Consider the following 22,170-nt stretch of genomic DNA (forward strand, 5'->3'; position numbering starts at 1 on the left):
ATCGTTACGTAGCCGCAGGTCCAACGCTCGGGCAATGCTGACTTTCGAGGACGTGCTGGCGGCCCAGGACCGCGTTTCCGCGACGGCCCGGCACACGCCGCTGGACTACTCGCACACCTTCTCGGCGATGACCGGCGCCGACGTCCACCTCAAGCTCGAACTGTTCCAGCGGACGGGGTCGTTCAAGATCCGGGGGGCGACCAACCGCATCGCGACGCTCTCCGAAGCCGAGCAGGACGCCGGCGTCGTCACGGCGAGCGCGGGCAACCACGCCCAGGGCGTCGCGCTGGCGGCGACGCGAATCGGCGTCGACTCGACCATCGTCATGCCCGAGCACGCGCCCATCTCCAAGGTGCGGGCGACGCGCAACTACGGCGGCGAGGTCGTGCTGTACGGCCGCGACTACGACGAAGCGGCCGAGCGCGCCCACGAGATAGAGCGCGAGGAGGGCCGGACCTACGTCCACGCTTTCGACGACTGGCAGGTGATGGCCGGTCAGGGGACCATCGGCCTGGAGATCGCCGAGGACCTGCCGAGCGTCGACACCGTCGTCGTCCCAATCGGCGGTGGCGGGCTGATCAGCGGCATCGCGACGGCGCTGAAGGGCAAGGTCGACGACGTCCGCGTCGTGGGCGTCCAGGCCGAGGGCGCCGCCAGCGTCGCCGACTCGCTCCAGAAGGGCGAGGTCGTCGCCCGCGAGTCCGTCGAGACCATCGCCGACGGTATCGCGACGCGGAAGGTCGGCGAGCGTACGTTTGAGGTGATCCAGGAGCGCGTCGACGAGGTCGTCACCGTCTCCGACTCGGAGATCGCCGTCGCGCTGACGACGCTGCTCGAACGGGGAAAGACGCTGACTGAGGGCGCGGGCGCCGTCTCGCTGGCCGCCGTCCTCGAAGAGCGCTTCGATTACGCCGACGACGAGACCATCGTTCCGGCGCTCTGCGGGGGCAACATCGACCTAAACGTCCTGACGAACGTCATCATGCGCGGCCTCGTCGAGACCGGTCGGTACCTCAAACTCCGGACCGTGCTCAAGGACCGCCCCGGCGCCCTCGAACGCCTCGTCGAGGTGCTCTCCGAACACGACGCCAACATCTACGCCATCGAGCACGACCGCACCTCCCGGGACATCGCGATGAACGACGCCGAGGTCGAACTCGACCTGGAGACCCGTGGCCACGACCACGTCGCGGCGATCATCGACGGCCTCGAGGACGCCGGCTACGAAGTCGAGATTCTGGTCTAGCCGCCCGCGGCACTCGTCCTCGCTCGGCGCTGCCCCGCTGGTTTCAAGGCCGTCCCCGCCGCCCTTCCGGGTATGAAACGTATCGTCAGCACCGACGCGGCCCCCGCCGCGGTGGGGGCGTACAGCCAGGCGACCGCCACCGACGACCTCGTGTTCACCGCCGGCCAGATCCCCCTCACCCCCGAAGGCGACCTGCTCGACGACGCCGCCGTCGACGTCCAGACCGAGCAGGCCCTGGAGAACGTCCAGGCCGTCCTCGAGGAAGCCGGTGCCGGCATGGCCGACGTGCTCAAGGTGACCGTCTTCCTCGACGACATCGACGACTTCGACGCGATGAACGACACCTACCAGTCCTTCTTCGACGACGAGCCGCCGGCCCGCAGTGCCGTCGGCGTCGACGAACTCCCGAAGGGCGTCGGCGTCGAGATAGAGGCGATTGCGACGAAGTGAAGGCCGTCCGCGCGTGAGTGAGGCCATGCACCCGCGCACGAAACGCCGCCTCCTCTGGGGCGCCCTCGGCCTGCTCTCCTTCCTCGTCCTGATACAGGCCTACGAACTGGCCACGGGCGACCTGGTCGACTGGGGCGTCAAATTCGGCGTCGCCATCGTGGTCGGCATCGCCGCCGCGTTCGTCACCGGCCAGTCCCAGCAGCGACTGGTTGAGGACGAGGCGGACTCCCGTTCCACCGACGCGACTGAGAACGAAAGCCCTTAAGCGACCGACCGCAGAATTACCGATGCGAGCCAGGATGGCCGAACGGTAAGGCGCACGCCTGGAAAGCGTGTTCCCTTTCGGGATTCTGGGTTCAAATCCCAGTCCTGGCGCTTCTACCGCGAACACACCACCGAGAACCGCGTAGCGTGTTCTCGGTTCCCGTGAGCGGTTGTGCGTCTTCACTGGGATTTGAGCACGCGAGTCGCAGCCCCGGAACGGCCGAACGAAGTGAGGCCGCACGCCCGGAACGTCTCGCATCTGTTCAAATCCCAGTCCTGGCGCTCCACCTTTTTCATCGTCGTCCTTCCTCGCGAGCCTTCGGCTCGCTGCGGGGAGGGCTCCTCGAAAAACGTGGGCGAAAAAAGGCCGGACGACTCGCTCACTTCGTTTGCTCGCGTCCGGGGAAACCGCGCCTTCGGCGCGGTATGCTTGACGTGGGATTTAGCCCTATGAGCCGCACGATGGAAAGGCCTTGAGCGGACTTTCCACGGCGGTTCGGTTCCGCGTCGATCGCAGCGTGTTCTGATCACGCCATTCAGCCTCTCTCCACAACGCCTTTCTCCGGCCGCGACCGAACGTCGAGTATGTCACGGTCCGACTCCCCGTCGACGAACGACGCCGATCAGATGGCTGACGAGTCGGACCTGCTCGCCGACGTCCCGCCGACCGACGAGCACCCCGTCCTGCTGTTCGACGGCGTCTGCAACCTCTGTAATTCGATCGTGCAGTTCGTCGTCCAACACGACGCCGAGGGGACGTTCCGGTTCGCGTCGCTCCAGTCGCCCGTCGGCCAGGCGCTGCTGGAGGAACACGACCTGCCGACCGACGACTTCGACACGTTCGTCCTGATCGAGGGCGGCGAGGCGTACACGAAGTCTGAGGGCGGCCTCCGCGCCGCCCGGCACTTCGACGGGCTCTATCCGCTCCTTCGTCACTTCCTCGTCCTCCCGCGGCCGATTCGCGACCGGGTGTACGACCTCGTCGCGAATAATCGATACGACTGGTTCGGCCGGAAGGACGCCTGCATGCTCCCCAGCGGCGACGTCGGGGAACGATTCCTCGACGACGGCGTCGGGCCGGAGGCGTGAGACGGCTCCTTTGGACCGTCCGATTCGCCCGAATCGTCCCGAACCTTCGAGTGGGTGCCGCGAGACCAGGTAGATATGGCAGAGTACCGCGCCAACTACGCGCTGGTGTCGTTTCAGGAGCACCTCGGGCCGGACGAGGACGGCCTCGACGTCCCGTGGGCGTCCTACTCGGGCGACAAGACCGACCAGTACATCTTCGACGTCCCGACCGGGGATCCGCAGGACGCCTACGTCCAGATGCAGGTGTACGACGTGGGGACGTACGACCACGACGTGCTCGTCAACGACAAGCCGCTCTCCGGGTTCGACGTGCCCGCGCGCGAGGGCTGGCAGTACTGGATGGACACCGTCACCGCGGCCAGGCTGACGAAAGGGGAGAACACGATCAGATTCCGCCGGGACACCGAGACGGACGACAGCTTCGTCGTCGGGACCGTCACGGTCCACTGGAAAGACCCGGTCGACTGATTGCATATAAACGGCCGATTCGTTCCGACCGGGGCCGTGCCAATAGTTGTCACGGCACCGCGGGTGGAGCCGCTCTGTCCGGCGATTTCTTGCTCGACGGGTCGCGAGGCGGTCGCGTCGCCGCCGACGCCGAACCCCTACTTTTATATAGAATCACATTCAATCAATCAGTGACTATGAGCCAGCGACAGATGGGCGGCCAGCCCATGATCATCCTGGGTGAGGACTCCCAGCGGATGAAAGACAAGGACGCACAGAGCCACAACATCTCGGCGGCCCGCGCCGTGGCCGAGTCGGTACGCTCGACGCTTGGGCCGAAGGGGATGGACAAGATGCTCGTCTCCTCGCTCGGTGACGTCACCGTCACGAACGACGGCGTCACCATCCTCACGGAGATGGACATCGACAACCCGACCGCGGAGATGATCGTCGAAGTCGCCGAGGCCCAGGAGGACGAGGCCGGCGACGGGACGACGACCGCGGTCGCCATCGCTGGCGAACTCCTGAAGAACGCCGAGGAACTGCTGGACCAGGACATCCACCCGACGGCGATCATCAAGGGCTTCGACATGGCCTCCAAGGAGGCCAAGTCCCAGATCAACGAGATCGCCACCTCGGTCGACCCCGACGACGAGGAACTGCTCCGGAAGGTCGCCGAGACCTCCATGACCGGCAAGGGCGCCGAACTCAACAAGGAGCTGCTCTCCCAGCTCATCGTCGACGCTGTCGACGCCGTCACCGTCGAGGCCGAGGACGGCTCCGTCGTCGCCGACCTCGAGTTCCTCAACATCGAGACCCAGACCGGCTCCACGGTCGGCAACTCCGAACTCATCGAGGGCGGCGTCGTCGACAAGGACCCCGTCCACGAGGGGATGCCTACCGACCTCGACGACGCCGACGTCCTCCTGCTCGACAACCCCATCGAACTCGACGAGGCCGACGTCGACGCGCAGCTCTCCGTCGACGACCCGAGCCAGCTCCAGAACTTCCTCGACAAGGAGGAAGAGCAGCTCCAGGAACTGGTCGACGCCATCGTCGACACCGGCGCCGACGTCGTCTTCTGCCAGAAGGGCATCGACGACATGGCCCAGCACTACCTCGCCAAGGAGGGCATCCTGGCCGTGCGCCGCGCCAAGAAGTCCGACATCGAGTTCCTCCGCGAGGTGCTCGGCGCCAACATCGTCTCCGACATCCGCTCGGCATCGGCCGACGACCTCGGCCGCGGGTCCGTCCGCCGCGACGAGGGCGAGGGCCTGTTCTACGTCGAGGGAACCGGTGACGAGTCCCACGGCGTGACGCTCCTGCTCCGCGCCTCCACCGACCACGTCGTCGACGAGCTCGAACGCGGCGTCACGGACGCGCTCGACGTCGTCTCCTCAACCGTCGCCGACGGCCGCGTCCTCGGGGGCGGCGGCGCCCCCGAAGTCGAGGTCGCCCGACGCCTGCGCGACTACGCCGACAGCGTCGAGGGTCGCGAGCAACTGGCCGTCGAATCCTTCGCCGACGCGCTCGAACTCGTGCCCCGCACGCTCGCCGAGAACGCCGGGCTCGACTCCATCGACGCGCTGGTCGACCTGCGCGCCGCCCACGAGGACGGCGACGTCTCTGCGGGCCTGAACGTCTTCACCGGCGACGTCGTCGACACGCTCGACGCCGGCGTCGTCGAACCGGCTCACGCCAAGACCCAGGCCGTCTCCTCCGCTGCCGAGGCCGCGAACCTCGTGCTCAAAATCGACGACATCATCGCTGCCGGCGACCTGTCGACCTCCGGCGGCGACGAGGGCGGTGCAGGCGGTCCCGGTGGCGCCCCCGGCGGAATGGGCGGCGGCATGGGTGGCGGTATGGGCGGCATGATGTAGGAAGGCGAGGAGCGCAGCGACTCGCCTTCGAAATGCCGAGCGGGAGCGGAGCGACACGCGAGGCTTGCGGTTCGGCCTCGCGGTATTTTTTCAGTGAACCGCGCTCACTCCGTTCGCGTGGATGCTGGTACCGGTTTCCTTTGTTCATCTTTATAATAGCGGCACAGTCTCGTCAGCCGACAGTGATATGTTTCAGAAGCTACAATTCCGACCCGTCATGACGGACGACCGCGTAATCGACCTTCTCAAGAAGGCCTACGGCGACGAGATGGAGACCGTGATGAACTACCAGACGCTCTCGATCGTGCTGGACGGCATCCACGCCGAGGAGATCAAGGAGAGCCTCCGGACGGACGTCCAGGAGGAACTCGGCCACGCCGAGCAGATCGGTCAGCGGCTCAAGCAACTGGACGCACGGCCGCCGGGCTCGGAGGAGTTCGTCGCTCGCCAGGAGACGCTCCAGCCGCCGGAGGACACCACGGACGTGCTGTCGGTCATCGAGGGAGTTCTCGACGCCGAACACGACGCCATCCAGACCTACCGCGACCTGATCGAGGCGTCTGAGGAAGGCAACGATCCCGTCACGGAGGATCTGGCGGTGACTATCCTCACCGACGAGGAGGCCCACCGCACCGAGTTCCGCGGGTTCCAGAAGGAGTACGACGACTGACGGCGCCGTTTTTTCGGTATCAGATTCGGCTCAGACCGCCGGCGGTTCGACGTCCTCGTCGGCGGCCTCGCGCCACGACCGGGTCGGGTCCCAGCCGAGCAACTTCGTCGCCTTCGCCGTCGCGTAGGCCGAGGCGTCGCCCTCGACGTCGCAGTCCTCGGGAAGCGCGCCGTAGTGGTCCTCCATCAGATCGGCGAGCGGCCGGCCGAGCGCGTTGTCCGGGCCGACGCAGTTGAACGCTTCGTGCCCGTCGAACTCGCCGTCGCTGACCCCGGACAGTGCCGCCTCGACCAGATCGACCACGTCCCGGACGTCGACGTAAGACCAGTAGTTGCCCGCGCCGGCGGCGAGGTCCTCGACGTAGTCGTCCTCGCGGCAGAGATAGTTCCCGGGCTCCTGGATCCACGAGGGCCGGATGGAGGCCACCGATACGCCGTCCCGGCGGGCGATCGTCTTCCCGATCTCCTCGGTGACGACCTTCGACAATCCGTAGTCGTCCTCTGGCCGCAGCGCGTGGTCTTCGGTGATCGGGAGTTCGTCGGGCACCGGCGTCTCTTCGGCGAAGAAGAAGCCGTAGGCGCCATCGGAGGAGGCCTGGACGACGTCGGCGCCGACGCGCCCCGCCGCCGTGAGGACGCCGTGGGCCGCGAGCGTGTTGTTCCGGTAGAGGTCCACGCCGGGGTGGTTGCCGGCGACGGGGATGGCCGCCCAGTGGACGACGGCGTCGGGGTCGATTTCGGTGATTGCGTCGAACACGCCGCCCGGTTCGGTGAGGTCGAGCGCGCGGTAGGAGACCTCTGGGTGGCCGTCCGGCCCGGGGTGTGCCTGGTCGAAGACGGTCACCTCGTGGTCGGCGGCGAGTCGGCCGACGATCCAGCGTCCCGACTGGCCGCGTCCGCCCGTGACGACGACGTTCATGATGGTGTGTATGCGGTGTGCACCGCCCAAAGTCTGGTGGTCTCTCTGGAATGGTCGGGACTGGAACGAGAGCGGCCGAGAGAACTGCCGCAAACAACAAGAAAGCCCCGGCGGGCTCGACTCGGTGGACCGCGACTGCGCTCCTCGGCTCCGCCTGCGGTGCTTGTCGGGTCCGCCGTCGCCGAGCCCGCCGCCCCTTTCATTCCCACCCGTGCCGGTCGATCAGCCACTGTGGGCGGGGTTGAAAGGGGCGGCCCGCTACACGAACCCCGACGATGTAAGCACCGCAGTCCGAAGGACGAGGAGCGCAACGAGTCGCGGGAGTGTAGCGGGCCGGGGATTTCTGGTTGTTTGCGGTGTCTGATCCGTCGGTTCCGGACTCTCCGTTGCGAAAAGATCGCTTCCGGATTCACAGCGCTTAACCCTTGTCACGGAGTACCAATCGCGAATGTCTCCGGTATCCCACGACGCCGACGACCCGCTGGCCTGGGCGCGCGAGTACACCCCGATCCTCCGCTCCTATCAGGAGGAATACGGCGAGACGAAACCCCTTGAGGGGTACACCGTCGCGTTCGCCTCGCACCTCGAAACCAAATCGGGCGTCGCCATCGAGACCCTTCGTGAAGCGGGCGCCGAAGTCCTCTTCGCGCCGAGCGAGCCCCAGAGCACCCACGGCGACGTCGTCGACGCGCTGGACGCCCGGGAGGGGATCACCGCCTTCGCCTGGGAGGGGATGACCGACGACGAGTTCGACGCGGCCCAGCACGAACTGCTGGAGGAGGAACCGGACTTCATCCTCGACGACGGCTGCGAACTCATCGCGAAGGTTCACGCCGAACACCCCGACGTCGCAGCGGGCGTCGTCGGCGGCGGCGAGCAGACGACGGCGGGCATCACCCGCCTCGAAGCGATGGAGGACGAGGGAATCCTCCAGTTCCCCGTCTACGGCGTCAACGACACGCCGATGAAGCACTTCTTCGACAACGTCCACGGGACGGGGGAGTCATCGCTCACCAACGTCGCCATCACGACGAATTCCATCATCTCCGGCAAGGACGTCGTGGTCTGCGGGTACGGCTACTGCGGCCGCGGCATCGCCCGGAAAGCCCGCGGGATGGGCGGCCAGACCATCGTCACCGAAGTCGACCCCAGAAAAGCCCTCCAGGCCCACATGGACGGCCACCGCGTGATGGACATGGCCGAGGCCAGCGAGGTGGGCGACCTGTTCATCTCCGCGACGGGTAACCGCGAGGTGATGCGCGAAGAGCACTTCGCGAAGATGCAGGACGGGGCCATCCTCGCCAACTCCGGGCACTTCGACGTCGAGATCGACCTCGAAGCGCTGGAGGAGGCGGCCGAGTCCACCTCCACGCCGAAGGAGGGCGTCACCCAGTACCACATGCCCGACGGCCGGCGGCTCAACCTGCTGGCCGAGGGTCGCCTCGTCAACCTCACTGGCCCCTTCAGCCAGGGCCACCCCGCCGAGGTGATGGACACGACGTTCGCGATGATGTTCGTCGCCGCCTACGACATGCTCGTCGACGGGCCGGACCTCGAACCGGGGCTCTACAACATCCCCGACCGCCTGGACCGCGCCGTCGCCGAGCGGAAACTGGAGACGCTGGGGGTCTCCATCGACGACATGACCGAGAGCCAGCAGGCCTACACCGAAGAGTGGGAACACCCCGACAGTAGTTTCTGAGCAGACGGCGGGCTCCCTCGTTCTCTTTCTCTCAGGCCGAGTTGCTCCTGCGATAGTCGACGTACTCCGCGAGCGTCCGGAGGAGCGTGCCCGCGAGCACCAGCGCGGCGAGGCCCACGACGACGAAGAACACGCCGATGGCGCCCGGTCCGGCCATCGGCCCGTCGGGAATCCAGGCGACGAGCGCGACGAACCCCGCGACGGCGGCGACGGCGAGTCCCGCTTCCAGCGCACGGACGGCGGTGTACAGCGGCCGGTCGGCGAGTCGTTCGGTCAGTCGGCGGTCGTCGCCCAGCGCGCGATAGCCGGCGACCAGCGCCTCGGCGACGACGACCATCGTCAGGAAGAACGCGACGACCGGTGCGAGGAAGAGGGTCGTGATGTCGGTGACGGGCACGAGTTCGAAGAAGGCGACGGTGCTCACGAGGAGGGCGACGACCGTGGCGGCGAGTTTGCCGGCCTGGAGGGGTCTGGCGTGCGGGAACGAGCGTTCCATCTCGACCGACCATCAGAGCGATCCGGTATCGGTCTTGTGGTGACCGTCTGCGCGTCCATAACCGCGTCCGTGGCGATTTTACTGGTTCCAGGGGGCGCCGTCGAAGTCCACCTCGCGGTGACCCTCGTCGAGGCCGGCGATCCGGTCCAGGTCCTCGTCGTCGAGGTCGACGTCGTAGGCGCCCCAGTTGGCGCGGATGTGCGCCTCGCTGGTGGCCTTCGGGATGGCGGTGACGTTGTCCAGCGCGAGGAACCAGGCCAGCGTCACCTGGGGGATGGTCGCGTCGTGTTTCTCTGCGATGTCTTCGAGCACGGGGTCGTCGAGGACCTTCGTCCGGGCCAGCGGCGAGTAGGCGACGACGTGGTGGCCGTGCTCTGCGGCGTACTCCCGCAGTTCTGTCTGCTGGAGGTAGGGATGCATCTCGACCTGGTTTGCGAACAGTGGCGCGTCCAGCAGCTCCCGGGCCTCGTCCAGGTGGCGGGGTTCGAAGTTGGAGACCCCGACGTGGCGGATCTTGCCCTGGTCGTACAGTTCGTCGAACGCCGAGAGCGTCCCCTCGGCGTCGTAGGTCTCGATCGGCCAGTGGACGTACAGCAGGTCGACGTAGTCGGTGCCGAGTTTCTCCAGGCTCTCCGCGGTCGAGTCGAGCACGTCGTCGTGGGCGAGGCTGTCGGTGTCCACCTTCGTCGCGAGGAAGACTTCCTCACGGGGGACGTCGGCCTCGGCGATGCCGCGGCCCACGGCGTCCTCGTTGTCGTAGCCCTGTGCCGTGTCGATATTTCGATAGCCCATCTCCAGGGCCGTCCGGACGCTCGCGGCGCACTGCTCGGGGTCGTCGTTCTGCCAGGTGCCGAGTCCGATCCGGTGCAGGTCGAGTGCTGACATCTATCGTGGGTCGGGGAGTCCGGTACCTAACAGTTGTGGCCGGGGCAGATCGCCCTGTTTCGTCACCTCTCCGCCGCGCCCGTGAGCGGGTTCCCCTCGTCGTCGAAGCGCAGGGCGCCCCAGTGAGCGGTGAGTTTCCACTCGTCGTCGACCAGCGCGTAGATCTTCGCGGTCCGCCCCTCCCAGTGGAACGCCGCACCGGTCTCCCGGTGACGCCAGAGCGTGTCGATGTCCACGACGGCCATCCCACCGTCGCCCTCGTCGCTCACCGAGACGTCGATGATCTCCCGGTCGTTGTGGACGAGGTCGTGCGTGTCGAACAGGCCCTGCCACTCCTCGCGCCACCGCTCGCGGTCGAACCGACCGAACTCGAGATTCCACGTCGCCGGGTCGTGGTCGTACCCGGTCGGGGGCCACGCCCACACCATGTCGGGGTGAAACAGGTCCAGCAGCGTCTCCACGTCCCGTTCGTCCCAGGCGGTCGTCTCGCGGTCGACCATCGCCCGTACCTCGTCCGCTGGTGCGTCGCGCATGACCGAGAGAGGTCGGGGGTCCCGATGAGGGTTTCCGTGGTCTGACACCGATCGTCACGATTCCGGCTACCGCTGACTCAGACTACTCCGAGTCCGAAGACGTAGCGCGCGACGGCCGCCCCGACGATCAGGGCGACCCCGGCGAGGATGGCGAGCCAGTCCCGACCGGAGAGCGGCTGCCGGCCGTAGAAGGTCCGTTCCCGGCGCGTGTCGAACCCTCGCGCTTCGAGCGCCATCGACTGGGTCTGGACGTTGCGGATGGCGGTCATGAACACGGGGATCAGGAGGGGGACGTAGTTGCGGATCCGCTTGATCGGCGAGCGCGCGGCGACGTCGTGGCCGCGGGCCTCCTGGGCCTGTCGCACCGTCCCGGTCGCGCTGAGCAGCGTCGGAAACAGCCGCAGTGCCGTCCCGACGGCGAAGCAAAAGGCGAAAGGGACGCCCAGGCTCCGGAGGCCCGCGACGATCTCCTCGTTGGAGGTGACGGTGACGAACAGCAGGCCGGTGACGATGAACGACGCGAAGCGGGTCGAGCGACCCAGCGCGAGGAGTACCTCGTCGCGGGTCACGTCCAGCAGCGGCGTCGAGAGGACGACGGGGCCGCCCGCCGGAACGAACGCTGGCCAGACGACCATGCCGACGACGAAGATGGCGACGACGACGAACCAGACTCGCATGAGGTTCTTCAGGCCGCCCAGCGCGAGCAGCGTCACGAGGCTCACTGCGAACGGGACGACGACCCACGCGGGGTTGTCGAAGGCAAGCGCGACGGCGAACACGCCGAGGGCCAGCGCGATCTTCGCCCGCGGCGCGAGCCGGTGGAGGATCGAATCGCCGCTGACGTACAGCGACGACCCCCCGCTCATCGGTCTTCCCCCGCAGCGTCGGTCGTCGCGGTCCGCGTCTCGCCTCCGCCGAGCCCCGCGACGAGTTCGTCGACGGAGAGCGCCGGGAGCGCGTCGTCGATCCCCCGGTCGGCCGCCAGGCGATTGGCGAGCGCGACGGGCTGTGGCGGGCGCAGGTCCCACTGGTGGAGCTGGTCCTCGTCTGCGAACAGCTCGCGCGTCGGCGCGTCGGCGACCTTCCGGCCGTCGGCCATCACGACCGTCCGGGGCGCGTACGTCGCCACCGTCGACATGCTGTGGGTGACCATCGCGACGGTGACGCCCTGTTCGCGGTTGAGTTCGGCGACGAGATCCATGAACGTCTCCTGCTGGGTCGCGTCCAGGCCGGTCGTCGGCTCGTCGAAGACGATGGCGTCCGGGTCGGTCGCGAGGATGCTCGCCAGCGCGACGCGCTGGCGCTGGCCCTTCGAGAGGTTGAACGGGTCTGCCTCCTCCAGTCCGTCGAGGTCGACGGTCTCGATGGCGTCGGCGACCCGACGGTCGAGTTCCTCGCCCTCCAGCCCGAAGTTCTCCGGGCCGAAGGCGACCTCCTCCTCGACCGTGGCGGCGAAAATCTGGTGGTCGGGGTTCTGGAAGACGAAGCCGACGCGTCGGCCGACTTCGGACATCTGCAGGTCAGTGAGGTCACTCCCGTCCCAGCGGGCGACACCCTCGTCGGGGTCGAGCAGGCCGTTGAGCTGCTTTGCGAGCGTGGTCTTGCCGCTGCCGTTGTGGCCGACGATGGCGACCACCTCTCCCTCCCGAACCGTGAGGTCGACGCCGTCGACCGCGCGGACGGTCTCGCCGTCGGCGTCGTACTCGTAGGCGACGTCCTCGAGTTCGAACAGGGCGTCGCCGACGTCCGGGGCCGTCCCGGCCGGGGCGCCGGGCAGATCCTCGCCGCGCGTCGCGGGCGGGTCCCAGGACAGGTCTGATTCGGCGGCGGTCGCCGCGGCCGCGTCGACGGACAGCGGCAGGTCGGGCTGGTCGAAGCCTAGCCTGTCGAAGGCGTCGACCAGCGGTGGGACCGCGACGCGGGAGTCCCGCAGCGAGTCGACGTCGGTGAACACGTCCTCGGCAGCCCCCGAGTGAGCGACCTGGCCGCCCTCCAGCAGGACGGCGTGGTCGGCCAGCAGCGCCTCCTCTATCTTGTGGGTGACCAGGACGATGGCGTCGGGGCCGGCCCACTCGCCCATCCGCTCGTCGGCGCGGGCGGCGTCAGCGAGGCGACCGATCACCGACAGCGTCTCGCGACTGCCCACGGGGTCCAGATCGCTGGTCGGTTCGTCGAGCAACAGGAGATTCGGCTGCATAGCGAGAACGCCGGCGAAGACGAGGCGTTGCTTCTGCCCGCCGGAGAGGGCGTCGGGCGCGCGGTCGCGGTCGAGGTCGGTGAGGCCGGCGACGGCCAGGGACTCGTCGATGCGGTCGTCGATGTCCTCGACCGGGACGGCGAGGTTCTCCGGGCCGAAGGCGACCTCGGCGGTGATCGAGGTGCCGAACAGCTGGGCCTCGTAGTCCTGGATCACCATCCCCACGTCACGGGCCATCTCGCTGACCCGCGTCGACGTCGCGTCGCGGCCGACGACGTCGACCTCGCCGTCGAACGCGCCGGTGATGAAGTCGGGGATGATGCCGTTGAACGTCCGCAGGAGCGTCGACTTGCCGCCGCCGCTCGCGCCCATCACGACCGTGAACGAGTGGTCGGGGACGTCGAGGTCGAGGCCGTCGAGGACGAGCCCGCCGCGTGCGTCCGGGTCCGGACGGCCCGACCCCTCGTCGAAATCGGCGTCGCGGTCGTAGGAGAAGAACACGTCACGGAGCCGAGCGGTGACGCCGTCGTCCCGCTCGTCCGCGGTACCAGTCATCGACGGGAGGGTGAACGGGAACAGTTGTAAACGTTCGTACTCTGGGGAGAGTCCCTGTCAGCGACGGACCATCTCGGAGAGGCTGTCGCCGGAGATGGCCGTCAGCCCCAGGAGGACGAGGAGGCCGACCGCGCCCAGCACCTGCTGGGTGACCGACCCGCCCTGGCCGAACGTCTCGCCGGTCGTCGCCAGGAACTGCGTGCCCTCGACGCCGACGCTGATGGCGATACCGACCGCCACCCAGACGATGGAGACGACCACGATGCCGGTGGCCGCGAGCTGTCGGCGGGAGGGTGCGACGTCCGGCAGGTCGTCCTCACGCATGACGTCGGGGTAGAGGAGGCCCATCTCCTTGACGCGTGGGTAGACCAGGTACAGCAGCGGCGGGCCGAGCACCGCGGCGGCCAGGAAGTTGTTGACCGTGATGATCGTCCCGAGTACGGAGAAGGGGAACAGCTCCAGCACGTCGAGCCACCACGCGATGATGGCGGCACACGCGGCCGCGGCGGTGAGCGCGATGACGAGGTACTCGACGACCTGGCGGGCCGAGTCCATCCGGGGTTCCTCGCCGCTGGACAGTGGTCCGAGGTTGCCCCAGAGCTTGTAGCCGACCAGGCCGAAGAAGAAGTTGCCGACGAACCCGCCGACGCTCCCGGGGCCCAGCTGGCCGCTGAAGACGTCGCCGATCAGGTTGCCGATGGCCGACCCCCAGGCCGCCGCCGGGCCGAACATGATGCCGAAGATGACCGGGAAGACGTTCGCCGGCCGGATACTGGTGATCCCCGGGATGATCGTCAGCGCGTTGAACGGTATCAACACCGCGGCGTAGATGGCCGCGATCACCGCCACGAGCATTATCATCCGCGTGTCCCGCCACATCGTAATGAGTTCCCGCATGACAGACGGGCACACTCCCCGTCGTCACATAAAACCGATCCCCAGATCCGTCCGTGATGACAGGTCTTGCGCCGTCTACGGGCCATCTTGGGAGTAGCGCGGGATCCGGGCACCCGCTCCGCTCGCTCGTCCCTGCGGACCTGCTAAGTACCAGCGGCCGAGAGTTCGTGGTATGCAAACGCTGCTTCTGGGTCCCGACGACGTCGACGCGAACACGCCGCTCGCCGCAGTGATCGACGCCGTCGAGGGCGCCTTCGGCGCGTACGCCCGCGGCGACGTGGTGATGCCGGCCAAGTCCTACGTCGACCTGCCACAGTACAACGGCGACTTCCGGTCGATGCCGGCCTACGTGGCGACCGACGAGTGGGACGCCGCCGCGGTGAAGTGGGTGAACGTCCACGCCGACAACCCCGAGAAGTACGACCTCCCCACGGTGCTGGGGACGATCATCTACTCCGACCCGAAAAACGCCTTCCCGCTCTCGCTGATGGACGGCACGCACGTCACGCGCAAGCGGACCGGCGCCGCCGCGGCAGTGGCGACGGACTACCTCGCCGTCGACGACGCCCGCTCGATGGGCCTGGTCGGCGCCGGCGTCCAGTCCTACACGCAACTGGAAGCGATTTCCCAGGTCCGTGACATCGCGGAGGTGGTCGTCGCCGACCAGGACGACGAGGCGGTCCAGGCGTTCGTCGACCACTTCTCGGACCGCTTCGCGGTGCGCGGCGGGTCTATCGAAGAAGCTGCACAGTGCGACGTCCTCTCGACGGTGACCCCCGTCGAAGAACCCCTCGTCCACTCGGTCGGCGAGCGCACCCACGTCAACGCCATCGGCGCCGACGCTGCCGGTAAACACGAGATATCGGACGACGTCCTGCTCGACGCCACACTCGTCATCGACGACTACGCTCAATGTACGCACTCTGGCGAGATCAACGTCCCCTGGAGCGCGGGGGTCCTCTCTGACGAGGATCTGCACGCCGAACTAGGGGAGATCGTGGCCGGCGAGAAGGAAGGGCGAACCGACGGGGACGGCATCACCGTCTTCGACTCGACTGGCCTGGCCATCCAGGACGTCGCCACCGCTCACGTCGCCTACGAACGGGCCCGCGAGAACGGCGACGGCACCGAGTTCACGCTCGTCGGTACCGACGTATAGCGGACGGCGGCGATGAGGACGGCAGGAGAACGGCTCAGCGACCGGTCGCCTTCGAGATGAGCCAGACGGCGACGAACACGGGCAGCAGTGGCAGCAGGACGATGAGCATCCCGAGGAACACCAGCCAGCCGATGGCGTCCATCTGCTGGTTGGAACTGCTCCCCGTCAGCGGCGTCACGGACCGGATGAACCCTTCGTCGTCAGCCTCGTTGGTAGCCATATTGGCTCGAATTACGCCCGCGAGGCTGATAAAACGTCTCCATTCGCTCTTCTCGTGACGATGTGCTCGTTCGGGAGATGTGTCCAGGTTTGGAGGTCGTTCGACTCTGGGTGTCGTGGTATCGTCTGGTGGCGTCAGAATTATCGACCGGACAGGAAACGACGACACGTCGAAAGCCCTTGGCGCGCTCTCTGGTGTCTGAATTGATACCGCAAACAAAGGAAAGCCCTCGGCTCGCTGAACTCGCGCGAACACCACTGCGCTCCTCGCTGCGCTTCGGTGCTTGTGGGTTCGTGCTTCGTTCACCGCGCCTCGCCCTTTCATTCCTCCAGGGACGGTACAGCACCGCTGCCCTGCCTTCCCCTGGTCGCGCGATGAAACGCGCTCCCGGCCGAGCGGTTGCAGAGCGGTCAGGATGCGTGATTCGCGCCGGACGGCGCGAATCCGGGGAGGGTTGGTGGAGTTAATCGCGAGCGCCTCCGTGCGCGAGCAACGCTGGGCCTGGAGGACTGAAAGGGCGAGGCGCGGTCGTCGGCTCCCCGGCGACGTAAGCACCGCAGCGGAGCGAGGAGCGCAACGAGTCGCGGAGTCACGAGCGCGCCGAGGGCTTTCGACATGTTGTTGGATCCGGTGCCGTCTCCAGAGAGCGCGCCGAGGGCTTTCGAGTTGTTGGTCATCGTGATTACAGCCGTAATATTGACCTCACCAATCACTTACTCGTTCACCTGTACTGAACGGTAGCTCCTGCCGAGTGAGAAGACCCAACACCGAGAAAGAAGATCTCACCCAAAAACCGATTACTCCAGATGCACCGCGGGGCGGAACGGAATCGCATTGCTGGCTTTCCCGCCCGGGTCTTCGACGTCCTCCCCGTCCTCTGCGTACACCGCGACGTCGGCGTCGAACTCGGTTTCGAGGAAGCGGCGGGCGTCCGCGTACACGGACTGTTCGTCAACGTCCGCCAGGGCGTCCAGCGTCTCGTCGTCGCGCTCGCGGACCAGTTCGACCAGGTCCTGAACGAGGTCGTTGACGTCGTTACCCTTCTCACGCAGCTCTTCGTTCTGCATCACTTTGCCCATCACCGCGCCGACGTCGGGGCCGGTCTCCCGGACCGCGTCGAAGACGGTCCGCTTCCAGTCGGCGGCGACGTAGAGGCGGACGACGTCGGGGTCGGTGTCGGTGACGTCGACGATGTCGTGGACGTCGTCGGTGACCGTCTCGACGAGGCGCTCCTGGACCTCGATGGCGTCCGACTCGAAGGCGGGGTCGGGTTCGGGCCAGGCGGCCTCCTCGACGGGCTCGTCGTTCAGCTGCTCGTACAGTTCGTTGGTCAGGAACGGGATGAACGGGGAGAGCAGGCGCAGGCGGGCGTCGAGCACCTGGCGCAGCGTCCACTTCGCGCCCGGTCGGTCGAGGTCGGCACGCCGTCGGTACCACTTGAGGTGCTCCTCGAAGCCGTAGAAGGCGGTCTGGCTGGCGGTCCGGGTCTCGAAGCGCTCCATCGCGTCGGTGCAGGTCCGGACGGTCTCCTGGAGTTTGGAGAGGAGCCAGCGGTCGATGTGGGGCAGGTCGGGGATTTCGCCGTCCGCAGTAGAGCTAACTTCCGTCTCCTCCATCTCCAGGTCGACGGTGACGTCGACGACGTCCTCGACGCCGTAGTCGATGACCTCCTGGGCCCGGTTCCAGAACCGGTCTAACTGGTCGCGCGTGTCGCCGACGCGGTCGGCCCGCCAGTCGTAGTCCTGCCAGGGCTCCGAGGAGTTCAACAGGAAGAACCGGACGGTGTCCGCGCCGAAGCGCTCGATGGCCTCGCCGGGGAGGACGACGTGGCCCTTCGAGGAGGACATCTTCTCGCCTTCCAGCAGGCCCATCCCCATGACGGTGATGCCCTCCGGCCAGTTGTCGGGGTCGAACAGCTCCGCGTGGTGGAAGAGAAAGAACGTCAGGTGGTTGCTGATGAGGTCGTTGGCGGAACACCGGACGGAGACGGGGTACCAGTAGTCCCACTCCTCGCGCAGGTCCAGCGCGCGCTGGTCGGGCTCGTCCACGGCGTCGGGACCGTAGAACAGGGCGTCGAAGAACTCCCGGTCCAGGTGGTCCGGCGGAATCTCCTGCAGCCGGTGGGCGATGGTGTAGTACGCCATGTAGATGGTCGAGTCCGAGAGGGGCTCGATGACGAAGTCCTCGTCCCACGGGAGCCGGGTGCCCAGCCCGTAGTTCCGGATGGCGGGCCACTCGTTGAGCCAGTCGATGGTGTGGTCGTACTGCTCGCGGGTGTTCTCCGGGATGGCCTCCAGCTGGGCGACGGCGTCGTGGGCCTTCTGCTTCCACTCCGCGTCGTCGTAGCGCAGGAACCAGGTGTCCTGTTTGGCCACCTCGACGTCGCCGCCGCAGCGACAGATCACCTCCTCCGAGAACTCCTGCATCGTGTCGAAGGCGCCCGAGTCCCGGTGGTGCTCGCGGTAGGCCTCGCGGACCTCCTCGACGACCTCGCCGGCAAACTCGCCGTACTCGTCGTTCAGTTTCCCCGAGTGGAACTCGTCCTGGTAGAGGTCGTTCGTCACGTCGTGGAGTCCGGGGTCGTCCGACGAGTCGATGCCCGCCGATTCGACGGCGTCTTTCGCCGGAATCTCGCCGTAGCCCTCGATGGTGAGGATCGGAACCGGTTCGATGGCTTCGACCTCCGCGGGGTCGATGCCGTACTCGCGCATGCGCTCGTCGTCGGCTTTGGCCTCCTGCAGCGCGACGTAGTCGTCCGGCGAGTGGGCCGGGACGGACATGACGACGCCCGTCGCGTTGTCGGCGTCGACGAAACCCGCGGGCAGCACCAGCACGTCGTCGCCGGTGATGGGGTTCGTCACTCGCGAGCCGACGACGTCGCTGCCGGGCAAGCTCTCGTGGACCTCGACGTCGCGTTCCTGCAGGCGGAACTTCTCGGCCGCCGCCTCCGAAATCAGCCACTCCTCGCCATCGACGTCGGCCCGGACGTAGGTCGCCTCCGGGTTGACGTAGGCGTTCGTGACCCCCTGGACCGTCTCGGGTCGCAGGGTCGCCATCGGCGCGACGACGTCGTGGGCCTGGCCGTCGTCGCCCTCGATTTCGGTTTCGAAGCGAATCAGGGTGTACTCCTGAAACTCCGCTTCCTCGCCTTCCAGCAGGTCGTGGGTGGTGACCGGTTGCTCCTCGTTGGTGCAGTACTTGACGGGGTGGAGCCCGCGGTCCATCAGCCCGCGCTCGCGGAGCGTCTCGTACTGCCAGGTGATGAACTTGGAGTAGCGCTCGTCGTTGGTGGTGAACTCCCGGCGCCAGTCGATGGAGAGCCCCAGTTGCTTCATCCCCGCCTTGTAGTGGTTCTCGACGAAGTAGCGGGCGAAGCCCATCGGCGTCTCCAGGTCCTGGAGTTCGTCCTCTGGGACGTGGTAGGTGTCCCGCAGGACCGACAGCTGGTCCTCCTCGCCCTTCTTCAGGCGCTCGACGGCGCCGATGATCGGCGTGCCGGTGACGTGCCAGGCGATGGGGAAGAGGACGTTGTCGCCCTGCAGTCGCCGGTAGCGGGCGTACACGTCGGGAACGGTGTAAGTGCGGGCGTGGCCGATGTGCATCCCGCCGCTGGGGTAGGGATAGGGGACGGTGATGAACGTCGGGTCGTCCTCGCTATCTGGGTCCGGATCGGCAGCGTATTGCCCCGAGTCGGCCCACCGCTCACGCCACTTCGATTCGAGTTCCTGGGGCTCGTAATCCATGTCGCCCAGTTACCCAGCCGCGACTAAAAGGGCTACCATACCGCGACAGGCGATCACTCGAATAGCGAGTGGGGGACGTCGTCTACCTGCTCGGCGAGTGCGACCTCGCCGTCCGGGTCGAAGTCGGCGACGAGGCCGGCCGACGCCAGTTTGGGGAGGTGGACGTGGTACAGCGTCGTCGCGATCTCGCGGCGCTGCTCCCGACCGATCGGTCGGGCCACGGTCTGGCGTGCGACGTCGCCGACGAGTTCGTCGAACGACGCCGTTCCGCCCGCGTCGCTCAGCGATTGCAGCGTACAGCGCCGCCGGGCGTCGGCCAGCACGTCGAAGAGTTCGTCTAACTCCGCGGGCGTGAACTGTTTCGAGCGGAACGGACCGTCCGCGAGCCCGCTGTCGTTGGCCGGAGGCGTCATTACTATCTCTTTAATTGTTCACAGAATAAGAATATGGTACCTAGCCTGCCTAGGGCCGACTGCGGTCCGGCCGAAGCACGGACGGCGCCGCGAGTATGCGGTACATAACCGTCCCGTTCCCCCGCTGATCAGTTCACCGGGATGTCGGTCTCGTCGTCGTCGCCGTCGTCCCGGGGCTTCGCGAGGCGGACGGTCAACACGCCCGCGTCGTAGTTCGCTCTCGCGTCCGCCCCCACGACGGGCTCGGGGAGGGAGACGGTCCGGTCGGCGGTGTGCTGGCGGCGCTCGCGCCTGACGTACCGGCCCTCCGCCTGGTCTCCCGTTCGGCTCGCGGTGATCCGGAGCGTCCGCGCGTCCGGCAGCGAGACGTCGACGTCGTCGGGTCGGTAGCCGGGCAGGTCGGCGCGGACGACGTAGGCGTCGCCCTCGTCGATCAGGTCCGTCGGGACGCCGGCCAGTTCCGTCCCGAACTGCTGGCTCAGCAGACCGAACACGCGCTCTATCTCGTCGAGTGGGTCCTTTGCCATCGTTCTACGCCGGGGGTTGGACGCCGCCTCTCTTATAATTCGGGTGTCAGAACTGGTCGAACCGTCCCGCGCTGGAGCGGATCGCTCCGGACGGTTCGCTCCGGACGGTTCGCTCCGGACGGCTCAGTACAGCACCGTCTCGGAGTCGTACGAGCCGAGCCGTCGGACCCAGCCCTTCTCGGCGATGTCCTCGACGTCGGCCAGCGCCTCCTGGGTGCGCTCCTCGTAGAGGCCGGCGGCGACGTCCATGTGGAAGACGTAGTCGCCCAGGCGCTCGCCGCTGGGGCGGGACTCGACGCGGGTGAAGTTGACGTCCCGGTCGGCGAACGGTTCCAGCAGTTCCAGCAGCAGGCCGGGGTAGTCGACGTCGGGGTAGACGATGAAGGAGGACTTCGACCCCGCGTCGGAGCGTTCCTCGGCGGGCGCGACGACGAGGAACCGGGTCGCGTTGGAGGACTGGTCCTGGATGTCCTCGGCCAGCACCTGGAGTTCCGCGGCGTCGGCCGCGTTGGCCGGGTGGCCGATGGCGGCGAAGGAGGCGTCCTCGCGTGCGCGCTGGACGCCGCGAGCCGTCGAGGCCACCGCCTCGAGGTTGGCGTCGGGGTAGTGCTCCTCCAGGAAGCCCCGGCACTGGGCCAGCGCCTGGGCGTGGCTGGCGACGGTGTCGAACTCCTCGTCCTGGGCCAGCAGCGCGTGGCGGATGGGGGTGATGATCTCCTGGACCACCGCGACGTCGTACTCGGCGAAGGCGTCGAGTGACTCCGTCACCGACCCCTCGATGCTGTTCTCCACGGCGACGACCCCGCGGTCGGCGTCGCCGTCGGCGACCGCCTCGACGATGGCGGTGACCGACTCGAGGAACTCGATGTCGTCCCCGTCGGCCACGGCCTGGGCGGCCCGGTGGGAGTAGGTCCCTGCGGGCCCCAGCGTGAGCGTCGTCATGCCTCCCGATACTGCGGTGGCCGTGAAAAGAATCGCGGTCTGACAGTGTTCGCTCTCCCTGCTCACGGGTCGTTCCACTCCCCGTTCGTAATACTGGAGCGCTGCCCTCCGGGCACCGCTCCCTTTCCTCGCGTGTCGCTCCGCTCTCACGGGTCGTTTCACTCTCCGTTCGAGCAAGCGCGGTCACTCCGTGACCGCTCCGCTCCCGCTCGGCTTCCGGAGCGCCGTCCTTCGGACGCCGCTCCCTACCCACGCCGAGGAAATCGCCCTTCGAAGAACCGCCCCGTCGCGAGCACCACCATCGCGGCGACCATCGCGCCGGCCGCGACAGCCCCGGTGACCGACGACGTCGCAGTCGCCGGCGACCACCCGGTGACCAGCCCGACGAGGGCGGCCGCGACCGTCGCCGCGACGACCAGGCCACCAGTGGCGATGCCGAGGTACGAGGCGGCATCCTCGACCGTGACTAGGGCCAGCGCCTGGCGTTCGGTCAGCGGTTCACACTGGAGGCGGCACGTTCCGACCGCGGCGTGTACCGTCGCCCCCGCCGCGACCAGCGCGCCGCCAGCGGTGCCCAGGGTGAGAAGTCGAGTCGAGGCGGTTCCAGCTGCGCCGCCACTGACACCGAGTGCCAGCGCGAGCGCGGCCGCCATCGCGACGAGGAGCGCTCCCTCGACGCGGAGTTTGTCGGCCAGCGGCTGGGCGAAGTGCGTCCGTCGCCCCTCGCGCATCCGCTCGTAGGCCAGGCCGGGCGACCGACTCACGATGGTCGAACTGCGGACGTCGTCCGGTGACTGCTCCGTGCTCATAGAGACCACAGCGCAGATACCACGTCCTTGAGGGCGTGGAGGAAGCGCGTCGCATGATCGCTCACTCCTCGTGTAACGGTCCGCTGGAATCCAACCCCTTCGCTCCGCTGACCAAGAGACCACGCCAG

The 22,170-nt window shown here is 67.5% G+C and carries 22 protein-coding genes and 1 tRNA gene; 10 read left to right on the top strand and 13 right to left on the bottom strand.

Annotated features, from left to right (window positions below; genetic code table 11):
* Positions 1 to 34: 34 nt before the first annotated feature.
* The 8 genes from ilvA to AC5FRV_RS07460 all read left to right on the top strand — a co-directional run bounded on the left by ilvA (position 35) and on the right by AC5FRV_RS07460 (position 6,046).
* Positions 35 to 1,246: a threonine ammonia-lyase gene (ilvA, locus tag AC5FRV_RS07425; RefSeq protein WP_493560466.1), complete on the top strand. Its 1,212-nt coding sequence runs from the start codon at positions 35 to 37 to the stop codon at positions 1,244 to 1,246.
* Between the two features lie 72 nt (positions 1,247 to 1,318).
* Positions 1,319 to 1,696, top strand: coding sequence for a Rid family detoxifying hydrolase (locus AC5FRV_RS07430; protein ID WP_493560467.1), 378 nt, complete (start codon positions 1,319 to 1,321; stop codon positions 1,694 to 1,696).
* A gap of 25 nt (positions 1,697 to 1,721) precedes the next feature.
* Positions 1,722 to 1,961, top strand: coding sequence for a DUF7981 family protein (locus tag AC5FRV_RS07435; protein ID WP_493560468.1), 240 nt, complete (start codon positions 1,722 to 1,724; stop codon positions 1,959 to 1,961).
* 28 nt (positions 1,962 to 1,989) lie between these two features.
* Positions 1,990 to 2,071: transfer RNA gene (locus AC5FRV_RS07440), tRNA-Ser, on the top strand.
* A 534-nt stretch (positions 2,072 to 2,605) separates the two neighbouring features.
* Complete coding sequence (locus AC5FRV_RS07445; protein ID WP_493560871.1) at positions 2,606 to 3,049, top strand: thiol-disulfide oxidoreductase DCC family protein; 444 nt, start codon at positions 2,606 to 2,608, stop codon at positions 3,047 to 3,049.
* 75 nt (positions 3,050 to 3,124) lie between these two features.
* The gene (locus AC5FRV_RS07450) at positions 3,125 to 3,517 is read left to right on the top strand and encodes a DUF7383 domain-containing protein (protein ID WP_493560469.1); all 393 of its coding nucleotides are present in this window, start codon (positions 3,125 to 3,127) and stop codon (positions 3,515 to 3,517) included.
* A 176-nt stretch (positions 3,518 to 3,693) separates the two neighbouring features.
* Entirely contained in the window at positions 3,694 to 5,376 is a 1,683-nt protein-coding gene (gene thsB, locus AC5FRV_RS07455) for a thermosome subunit beta (RefSeq protein WP_493560470.1), read from the top strand.
* 217 nt (positions 5,377 to 5,593) lie between these two features.
* Complete coding sequence (locus AC5FRV_RS07460; protein WP_493560471.1) at positions 5,594 to 6,046, top strand: ferritin-like domain-containing protein; 453 nt, start codon at positions 5,594 to 5,596, stop codon at positions 6,044 to 6,046.
* Positions 6,047 to 6,076: 30 nt separating this feature from the next.
* On the opposite strand, the gene AC5FRV_RS07465 is transcribed toward AC5FRV_RS07460, so the two are convergent.
* On the bottom strand, positions 6,077 to 6,964 hold the full coding sequence (locus tag AC5FRV_RS07465; protein WP_493560472.1) for an NAD-dependent epimerase/dehydratase family protein: 888 nt from the start codon (positions 6,962 to 6,964) through the stop codon (positions 6,077 to 6,079).
* Between the two features lie 448 nt (positions 6,965 to 7,412).
* Here AC5FRV_RS07465 and AC5FRV_RS07470 point away from each other — a divergent pair, with 448 nt between their 5' ends.
* Positions 7,413 to 8,666, top strand: coding sequence for an adenosylhomocysteinase (locus AC5FRV_RS07470; RefSeq protein ID WP_493560473.1), 1,254 nt, complete (start codon positions 7,413 to 7,415; stop codon positions 8,664 to 8,666).
* Positions 8,667 to 8,697: 31 nt separating this feature from the next.
* Here AC5FRV_RS07470 and AC5FRV_RS07475 read toward each other — a convergent pair whose 3' ends face one another.
* From AC5FRV_RS07475 to AC5FRV_RS07500, 6 genes are all read right to left on the bottom strand, one after another.
* Positions 8,698 to 9,162: a hypothetical protein gene (locus tag AC5FRV_RS07475; RefSeq protein WP_493560474.1), complete on the bottom strand. Its 465-nt coding sequence runs from the start codon at positions 9,160 to 9,162 to the stop codon at positions 8,698 to 8,700.
* A gap of 78 nt (positions 9,163 to 9,240) precedes the next feature.
* Entirely contained in the window at positions 9,241 to 10,047 is an 807-nt protein-coding gene (locus AC5FRV_RS07480) for an aldo/keto reductase (RefSeq protein WP_493560475.1), read from the bottom strand.
* Positions 10,048 to 10,109: 62 nt separating this feature from the next.
* Positions 10,110 to 10,580, bottom strand: a complete 471-nt coding sequence (locus AC5FRV_RS07485; protein WP_493560476.1) for a nuclear transport factor 2 family protein — start codon at positions 10,578 to 10,580, stop codon at positions 10,110 to 10,112.
* A 77-nt stretch (positions 10,581 to 10,657) separates the two neighbouring features.
* Positions 10,658 to 11,446 (bottom strand): energy-coupling factor transporter transmembrane component T family protein, encoded by a 789-nt coding sequence (locus tag AC5FRV_RS07490; RefSeq protein ID WP_493560477.1) that lies wholly within the window; start codon positions 11,444 to 11,446, stop codon positions 10,658 to 10,660.
* Positions 11,443 to 13,332, bottom strand: coding sequence for an ABC transporter ATP-binding protein (locus AC5FRV_RS07495; RefSeq protein ID WP_493560478.1), 1,890 nt, complete (start codon positions 13,330 to 13,332; stop codon positions 11,443 to 11,445). Before AC5FRV_RS07495 ends, AC5FRV_RS07490 begins: the two co-directional genes overlap by 4 nt.
* Positions 13,333 to 13,389: 57 nt before the next feature.
* Positions 13,390 to 14,229, bottom strand: coding sequence for a QueT transporter family protein (locus AC5FRV_RS07500; protein ID WP_493560479.1), 840 nt, complete (start codon positions 14,227 to 14,229; stop codon positions 13,390 to 13,392).
* 172 nt (positions 14,230 to 14,401) lie between these two features.
* Here AC5FRV_RS07500 and AC5FRV_RS07505 point away from each other — a divergent pair, with 172 nt between their 5' ends.
* A complete protein-coding gene (locus AC5FRV_RS07505; RefSeq protein WP_493560480.1) occupies positions 14,402 to 15,388 on the top strand; it encodes an ornithine cyclodeaminase family protein in 987 nt (328 codons plus the stop codon).
* Between the two features lie 34 nt (positions 15,389 to 15,422).
* Here AC5FRV_RS07505 and AC5FRV_RS07510 read toward each other — a convergent pair whose 3' ends face one another.
* The 6 genes from AC5FRV_RS07510 to AC5FRV_RS07535 form a co-directional block, all read right to left on the bottom strand.
* Positions 15,423 to 15,608 (bottom strand): DUF7535 family protein, encoded by a 186-nt coding sequence (locus AC5FRV_RS07510; RefSeq protein ID WP_493560481.1) that lies wholly within the window; start codon positions 15,606 to 15,608, stop codon positions 15,423 to 15,425.
* Positions 15,609 to 16,405: 797 nt separating this feature from the next.
* Positions 16,406 to 19,351, bottom strand: coding sequence for a leucine--tRNA ligase (gene leuS, locus AC5FRV_RS07515; RefSeq protein ID WP_493560482.1), 2,946 nt, complete (start codon positions 19,349 to 19,351; stop codon positions 16,406 to 16,408).
* A 53-nt stretch (positions 19,352 to 19,404) separates the two neighbouring features.
* Entirely contained in the window at positions 19,405 to 19,764 is a 360-nt protein-coding gene (locus AC5FRV_RS07520) for a DUF7344 domain-containing protein (RefSeq protein WP_493560483.1), read from the bottom strand.
* Positions 19,765 to 19,892: 128 nt separating this feature from the next.
* Positions 19,893 to 20,291: an Hsp20/alpha crystallin family protein gene (locus tag AC5FRV_RS07525; protein ID WP_493560484.1), complete on the bottom strand. Its 399-nt coding sequence runs from the start codon at positions 20,289 to 20,291 to the stop codon at positions 19,893 to 19,895.
* A 123-nt stretch (positions 20,292 to 20,414) separates the two neighbouring features.
* Positions 20,415 to 21,233 carry a prephenate dehydratase gene (gene pheA, locus AC5FRV_RS07530; protein ID WP_493560485.1) on the bottom strand — a complete coding sequence of 273 codons (819 nt, stop codon included), beginning with the start codon at positions 21,231 to 21,233 and terminating at the stop codon, positions 20,415 to 20,417.
* A 245-nt stretch (positions 21,234 to 21,478) separates the two neighbouring features.
* On the bottom strand, positions 21,479 to 22,042 hold the full coding sequence (locus AC5FRV_RS07535; RefSeq protein WP_493560486.1) for a hypothetical protein: 564 nt from the start codon (positions 22,040 to 22,042) through the stop codon (positions 21,479 to 21,481).
* Between the last annotated feature and the right edge of the window lie 128 nt (positions 22,043 to 22,170).

It is taken from the genome of Halomicrobium sp. HArcel3, from assembly GCF_058933135.1.